Source organism: Leclercia sp. GHBNCSD (assembly GCF_055805075.1).
This window is the reverse complement of sequence record NZ_JBQVYO010000001.1, coordinates 4,235,515-4,241,794: the sequence shown is the minus strand read 5'-3', so window position 1 is coordinate 4,241,794 and position 6,280 is coordinate 4,235,515. Positions and strand designations below refer to the sequence as shown.

Below are 6,280 nucleotides of genomic sequence, written 5' to 3'. Positions count from 1 at the left end.
ACTCATCCAGCTTCGGCTCAATCTCCCTGTCCCAGACCTGCGCTTTCCAGTCCGCTTCTGCGACCTCGTTCAGGGCTACGGAAATGGCGCGATCTTTACTGTTCAGATGACGGGTAATCACCTCGGCGATATCCGCCGCCAGGGTGGTTTTTTGCTCGTCGTTCAGGTCGCGCGGGAAACATTTGATATCAACGTGTGGCATGTGCAGGGCTCCTTTTGAATGAGCATTCCAGACTAGCAGAGAATAGTGTTGTCTTTTAGCACCTTGTGCAGTTTCGGGAGCTTGCACACGCTATCGGCGATGGCCGTGATCTTCGGGGTATTGGCAGCGAACCAGTCCGGACGTGGTCCCCAGGTACGCATCACGCACAGGTAGCAGTCCACCAGCGTGATTTGCTCGCCAAAGGCGTATGGCGTGGCTTTGAGGTGATTATCCAGCCACAGGTAGAGCGATTTCCGGTATTCACGGCAGTTTTGCTGTAGCTGTTCCGGGGCGTCAGGTGCCCAGCGCTCCGGGTAGTCGGCATAGGTAAAGGTGGGATAGACGTTGGCTACCAGCCAGATCAGCAGGCGCTGAAACTGCTGGCGCTCCGCGCGTCCAACCGGAGGCGCAAGATCCGGGCAACGATCGAGGATCATCAGCGCAATCGCCGCCGTTTCCGTCATGATTTCGCCGTTTTCCAGCTCGAGGGTTGGCACCTGACAGAGCGGGTTGAGTTTTTCCAGCAGCTCACGGGTTGCCCCCGGCTTATCGAACCCGTCGACGTTGATAAACTGATACGGAATGTCGGCGAGGGTCAGCATCACCTCACTGATGGCTGAACCCCAGCCCGGTACGCCATACACTTTGATCATGATCGCTCCACTTCAGGGTCAAAACCCTAAGTGTAGAGCAGCATCAGTAGGTGATGCCTGGCGGATTGACCTCCGACTGCGTTACCGCTTCGCCCTGCTCCGCCCAGCGCGCCAGCACTTTCTGGTACTCTCCCCGCTGGATCGCCCCGTCGAGGGCGGCCTGTAAGGCATACACCAGCCCGTTCCCCTTTTTAGTCGTGGTCGCCACATACGCCTTCTTCGGCCCTAAGCCCACCACCCGGGTTTTGCCGGTCAGCGCCGCTTTGTAAGCCGAGACCGACTGCGGGCCGAAGAAGACATCCGCCCTGCCGGACTGGATATAGAGATTGCCGGAGGCGTCGTCGGTCAGATAGACCGGCAGCGCAGGCTCTCGCCCGGCGCTTTTGTTCTCCTTGTTCCAGCCCAGCAGAATGCGCTCCTGGTTAGTGCCGGAGCCGACAATCACCTTTTTGCCTGAGAGATCGGCGGCGCTTTTAATCGATTGCACCTCGCTGGTGGATTTTACCGAGAAGGCCAGGTTATCGACGCGATAGGTGGCAAAATCAAACTTCTCTTTACGCTGCTCGGTCACCGCAATGTTCACCAGCGCCACGTCGTAACGCCCGGAGGTGATGCCCAGCGGCCAGTCCTCCCACGCCGTCGGTACCAGCTTCAGCTTCAGGCCGAGGCTGCCCGCCAGCAATCGGGCGATATCCGGGTCGCTGCCGATGCGGGTGCGGTTGTCGCTGGCCAGCAGCGCCAGCGGCGGGGAGTTGAGCGCCGAAATGGCCACCGTCAGGGTGCCCGGTTCGACAAATTTATAGTTAGCCGGGATCTTCGCCACCGCCTGCTTGTCCACCGTCACCGGCAGTGGCTGTTCGTTGGCCTGTAAATCAATCGCGGCGTGGCTTGTGGATGCCACCATGAGTAACGCCAGTACGCCCTTTTTCATCTTCACTCCTTACAGCACTTTGGACAGGAACTGCCGCGTTCGGGCGTGGGACGGTCGGTTCAGCACCTCGTCGCTGCTGCCCTGCTCCACGATTTTGCCGTCGACCATAAACACCACCTGGTCCGCCACTTCCCGGGCGAAGCCGATCTCATGGGTCACCACCACCAGCGTAGTGCCGGAGCGGGCCAGCTTTTTGATCACATCCAGCACCTCGCCAACGAGTTCGGGGTCCAGCGCCGAGGTGGGTTCATCAAACAGGATCACCCGCGGACGCAACGCCAGCGCCCGGGCAATGGCGATGCGCTGCTGCTGCCCGCCAGAAAGATGACGCGACCAGGCGTCGGCTTTATCCCGCAGCCCCACCACGTCCAGCAGTTCGTAAGCCCGCTCGATGGCCTCTTTACGGCTCAGCTGTTTGTGGGCGATGGGCGCTTCGATCAGATTCTCCAGCACCGTCAGATGCGGGAACAGGTTGAAGTTCTGGAACACGTAGCCGACATTGACCCGCTGTTTGAGGATCGCCTTCTCTTTCAGCTCGTATAGCGTATTGCCCTCCCGGCGATAGCCGATGTAATCCCCGTCAATCTGAATAAAGCCCTCATCGACCCGCTCCAGGTGGTTAATGGTGCGCAGCAGGGTCGATTTACCCGAGCCGGACGGGCCGAGGATCACCGTTACCGAGCCGGGCGGGATCTCCAGCGAGACGTTATCCAGCGCCTTGTGGCGGCCAAAGAACTTGCTCACACCGGTAATGGAAATATGTCCTTCAGGAGAGGCTGGCATGGACGGGCTCCTGTGTGGTTGGAGTGGTGACTGAACGGGTGCGGGTGGCGCGGGAGCTGTTCACTGCCGAGCGGCGCTCGCTGCGGGCCAGGCCTCGCTCAACCAGGTGCTGAATGGCAGACAGCACGGTGGTGATCGCCAGATACCAGACGGCACCGACCATCAGCAGCGGGATCACCTCCTGGGTGCGGTTGTAGATCATCTGGATGGTGTAGAACAGCTCCGGCATCGCCAGGACGTAGACCATCGCTGTGCCCTTGGCGAGGCTGATGATTTCGTTGAACCCGGAAGGCAAAATGGTGCGCAGCGCCTGCGGCAGAATGATACGCAGGGTACGGCGTGAGGCCGGTAAGCCCAGCGCCGCTGCCGCTTCATACTGGCCGTGATCGACCCCTAAAAAGCCGCCGCGAATGATCTCCGCGGTATAGGCGCTCTGCACCAGCGTCAGCCCGACCACCGCCGTAGAGAACTGCCCCAGCACGTTGATAGTTTCAAAGCTGCCCCAGGTGATGCCGGTAAACGGCACGCCGAGCGACAGCCTGTCGTAGAGATAGGAGAAGTTGTAGAGAACGATCAGCACCACAATCAGCGGCAGGGAGCGGAAGAGCCAGATGTACCCCCAGGCGAGGCTGCTCAACAGCCACGAGGAGGAGAGCCGCGCCAGGGCCAGCACGCCGCCAAACACCACGCTAAGGAGGGTCCCGATCAGCGTCAGGAGCAATGTCTGCCCCACCCCCTCGAGGATCACCGGGTCGAAGAACCAGCGGGCAAACACGCTCCACTCCCAGCGGGGGTTAAAGGCGACCGACTGAATGACCACCGCCAGCACAAACAGCGCCACAATCGCCCCCACCGTGCGCAGCGGATAGCGCGCCGGGACCACTTTGATGGTTTCAACGTTGTTCATCGTCGTTCCTCAAGCTGATTTGCTGAACGCTTCGCGTACCAGCGTTTTGGTGAAGCGCAGCCGTCCGTCAAACGGCGGCTGGCTGTACTCTTCCGGGTCGCGGTTAAGATCGAACTGCGCCGCGTAGCCCTGGCTCAGGTAGAGCCGCACCGCTTCCGGCTGGCGGAAGCCGGTGGTGAGATAGATCTGGCTGTAACCGGCAAGCCGCGCCCGGCGCTCCAGCTCCTGCACCACCCGGGCGGCAAGCCCCTGCTGGCGCAGGGATTTGTCGGTCCAGATACGTTTGATCTCGGCGGTTCGGGCATCGAAAGGCTTGTAGGCCCCGGTGGCGATAATCTTTCCGTCGCGCTCCAGCACGATAAACAGCCCCTGGGGCGGCAGATACCACTCGGTCAGTTCCACCTCGGTATCTTTAGAGAAGTAGTCCCCGTAGCGCGCCGCGTATTCACCGAACAGCCCGTTAATAATGGGCTGAAGATCGGCATCCTCCGGTGAAACGTCACGAAAAAGGTCGCTCATAGGATCTCCTTAGTCGCCAAGACCAGCCGGGTTAACTTCGGAGTACGGGATGCGCTCCACCCCTTCACCCCAGCGGTTCAGTACCTTGTCGTAGTCGCCGTTCTTGATCACGCCGTTGAGCGCGGTCTGCACCGGCTCTGCCAGGCCACTGCCTTTTTTCAGGGTGACGGCGATGTGCGCCGCTTTCGGCCAGCCGCCGTCCACGCTGCCCACGAGTTTGGTTTTCCCGTTCAGGGCCGCTTTCCATGCGCCGATCACGTTCGGGCCAAAGTAAGCGTCCGCGCGACCGGACTGTAACGCCAGGGTCTGGGCGGCTTCGTCTTTGGTGTAGATGGGGGTGAACGGCTTCAGCCCCTTCTTCTGGTTCTCCGCATCCCACGCCAGCAGGATCGCCTCCTGGTTGGTGCCGGAGCCCACAATGATCCGCAGCCCGACGATATCCTCAGCCTGCTCAAGTTTCTTGATCGGGCTGGTGGATTTGACGTAGAAGCCCAGCGAATCTTTCCGGTAGGTGGCGAAATCGAACTTCTCTTTGCGCGCTTTAGTCACGGTGATGTTGCTGATCGCCGCGTCGTATTTCCCGGAGGAGACCCCCAGCGGCCAGTCTTCCCAGGAGGTGGGCACCACGTTCAGCTCCAGACCGAGGCTGTCGGCCACCAGACGGGCGATATCCGCCTCGCTGCCAATCAGCGTTTTGTTGTCATCGGCGAAGACCGTCAGCGGCGGCTGGCTCAGGCCTGCAATCGCTACGGTGAATTTTCCCGGTACCACCGGTTTAAAACTGGCGGGCAACTGGGCGATGGCCTGGGGATTTTTTGCCGTGTTGATCGGCGTTTTATTGGCCTCGAGGCTCACCCCGGTGCCGTTAATTGTGACGTTCTCTGCCCAGACGGCAGGGGTAAAGGCCAGCGCGAGCGCCAGAATAAGCGATGATTTTTTCATGGCAGGTTCTCTTATTGTTTTGTGAACTGATTAACGGGCTGCGCTAAACCCAGGCTCTCGCGCAGGGTGGTGCCGGGGTATTCAGTGCGGAACAGGCCGCGCGCCTGCAACAGCGGCACCACCTGGTCAACAAAGCGCGGGAAGGTGTCCGGCGTGCCGCCCTGAATAATGAAGCCATCCGCCGCATGGCCTTCAAACCACTGCTGTAACCCATCGGCCACCTGCTCCGGGGTGCCGGAAAAACGCGGGCGCGGCGAGGCGGCTTCCAGCGCCACCTGACGCAGGGTTAAGTTGCGCTCCCGGGCGTTGCGCTTGATCTCATCGGTGGTACTGCGGAAGCTGTTTTTGCCCAGCTCGCCAATGTCCGGGAAGGCTTCATCCAGCGGATACTGGCTGAAATCGTGATGCTCAAAGTAGCGGCCAAGATAGTTCAGGGCATCGTTGATGGAGACCAGCGCGGCGGTGGTCTGGTACTGCTGCTCCACATCGTCACTGTCTTTCCCGACGATGACGCTTACCCCCTGGAAGATGTGCAGTTCGTCCTCGCGACGGCCATGCTGTTTAAGCTGGCTTTTCACGTCGTGCCAGAACGCCCGGGCCTCATCAAAGGTGTCATGGTGGGTAAAGATGGCGTCGGCATGTTTCGCCGCCAGCCTTTTGCCATCGTCCGAGGCGCCGGCCTGGAAGACAATCGGCCTGCCCTGCGGTGTGCGGCCAATATTCAGCGGCCCGGCCACCTTAAAGAAATCCCCGTGGTGATCGAGGGTGTGCAGCTTTTGCGGATCGAAGAACTGCCCGGTCTCTTTGTTACGCACAAAGGCGTCGCCCTCCCAGGAGTCCCACAGCCCTTTCACCACGTCGAGATATTCGTCGGCAATCCGGTAACGCAGGGCGTGCTCCGGGTGCTTATCCCGGGAGAAATTTTTTGCTGACCCCTCCAGCGGCGAGGTGACCACGTTCCAGCCCGCCCGGCCATGGCTCAGGTGATCGAGGCTGGCGAACTGGCGCGCCACGGTGAACGGCTCGCTGTAGGAGGTGGATAATGTCCCCACCAGCCCCAGTCGGGAGGTGACGGTCGCCAGCGCCGACAGCACGGTCAGGGGCTCAAAGCGGTTGAGGAAGTGCGGGATCGACTTCTCGTTGATGTAGAGGCCATCCGCGACAAAGATAAAGTCGAGCTTGCCCGCTTCGGCCTTCAGGGCCGTCTCTTTGACGAAATCAAAATTGATGCTGGCATCGGCGATTGCTGCCGGGTGGCGCCAGGCCGACATATTCCCCGACGCGCCATGCAATATCGTGCCCAGACGCAGCTGTCGTGTTGCGGTCATAGTGACTCCTTCCCC

The 6,280-nt window shown here is 60.5% G+C and carries 6 protein-coding genes and 1 pseudogene; all 7 read right to left on the bottom strand.

The window, feature by feature from the left end:
• A partial coding sequence (gene pptA, locus ACT3IC_RS20260) for a tautomerase PptA (RefSeq protein WP_473478837.1) occupies window positions 1-202 on the bottom strand: 202 nt, incomplete at its 3' end.
• A 32-nt stretch (window positions 203-234) separates the two neighbouring features.
• Window positions 235-855, bottom strand: coding sequence for a glutathione S-transferase family protein (locus ACT3IC_RS20255; RefSeq protein WP_103822023.1), 621 nt, complete (start codon window positions 853-855; stop codon window positions 235-237).
• A 43-nt stretch (window positions 856-898) separates the two neighbouring features.
• Entirely contained in the window at window positions 899-1,786 is an 888-nt protein-coding gene (locus ACT3IC_RS20250) for a transporter substrate-binding domain-containing protein (protein WP_473478834.1), read from the bottom strand.
• A gap of 9 nt (window positions 1,787-1,795) precedes the next feature.
• On the bottom strand, window positions 1,796-2,569 hold the full coding sequence (locus tag ACT3IC_RS20245) for an amino acid ABC transporter ATP-binding protein (protein WP_103179674.1): 774 nt from the start codon (window positions 2,567-2,569) through the stop codon (window positions 1,796-1,798).
• A complete protein-coding gene (locus tag ACT3IC_RS20240) occupies window positions 2,553-3,476 on the bottom strand; it encodes an amino acid ABC transporter permease (protein ID WP_263950800.1) in 924 nt (307 codons plus the stop codon). Before ACT3IC_RS20240 ends, ACT3IC_RS20245 begins: the two co-directional genes overlap by 17 nt.
• 9 nt (window positions 3,477-3,485) lie before the next feature.
• Window positions 3,486-3,995 carry a GNAT family N-acetyltransferase gene (locus ACT3IC_RS20235; protein WP_473478830.1) on the bottom strand — a complete coding sequence of 170 codons (510 nt, stop codon included), beginning with the start codon at window positions 3,993-3,995 and terminating at the stop codon, window positions 3,486-3,488.
• Window positions 3,996-4,004: 9 nt separating this feature from the next.
• Window positions 4,005-6,265 (bottom strand): annotated as a pseudogene (locus ACT3IC_RS20230) (NtaA/DmoA family FMN-dependent monooxygenase).
• Window positions 6,266-6,280 lie beyond the last annotated feature (15 nt).